The sequence below is a fragment of the Vibrio sp. 03_296 genome, from assembly GCF_002265885.1.
On record NZ_NPKW01000500.1, the window covers coordinates 1 to 856 of the forward strand.

Consider the following 856-nt stretch of genomic DNA (forward strand, 5'->3'; position numbering starts at 1 on the left):
TAGTCTTCGCCGTTAGCAACAAGAAGAACTTTATCAAATTCAACAGTTGCACCAGTTTCAACGTCTAATTTCTCTAAACGAAGAGTTTGACCTTCGCTTACACGGTTGTTGTTTACCACCCAGATTGGAAAAACAGCGTACATATTTACTCCGCTCTTTCCGCACAGCCTATGCCTATATTTTGTGCAATAAGGGTGTGCGCTAAACTAATCATCAATAGGGCGCAGATTCTACAGAAAGGAGCTCCCTATGACAAGCCATATTTTGAAAAATTGGACGAAAGACTAATCGCCAAATAAAAGTGCGGCAATCATGCCCTTTAGTAATGTATTAATCAATGTTTTTAGTGTATTATTCGACAATTATACAAATCGATTAAGCCTTGCAGGGTCTAACTTCAGCCGGATATACGATGGATTTTAAAACTATCCAAGCGCTTACTGCCGATGACATGGCAAAAGTGAATGAAACAATTCAATCAGCCCAAACTCAATTCTGATGTCTCTTTAATCAATCAACTTGGTTTTTATATCATCAGTGGTGGTGGCAACGTCTTCGCCCTCTTTTGGCCGTGCTTTCAGCGCGAGCGTTAGGCTATCAGGGTAATGCTCACACAACAGCAGCCGCTTTCATCGAGTTTATTCATACCGCAACCTTGCTGCACGATGATGTGGTGGATGAGTCGGATATGCGTCGTGGCAAAGCCACCGCTAACGCTGCATTTGGCAACGCTGCCAGCGTTTGGTTGGTGACTTCATCTTACACGCGCTCTTTTCAATGATGACAGAGCTAGGATCCATGAAGATCCTGAAGCTCATGAGCGATGCCGTTAACATTATTGCGGAAGGGGAAGTAT

The 856-nt window shown here is 43.2% G+C and carries 1 protein-coding gene and 1 pseudogene; one reads left to right on the forward strand and one right to left on the reverse strand.

Features of this window, described 5'->3' with window-relative positions; genetic code table 11:
* Positions 1 to 143 (reverse strand): bL21 family ribosomal protein (locus CIK04_RS25715; protein ID WP_176463429.1); only part of this gene is annotated, 143 nt, incomplete at its 3' end.
* Positions 144 to 412: 269 nt separating this feature from the next.
* Here CIK04_RS25715 and CIK04_RS25720 point away from each other — a divergent pair.
* Positions 413 to 856 (forward strand): annotated as a pseudogene (locus CIK04_RS25720) (polyprenyl synthetase family protein); the annotation flags it as partial.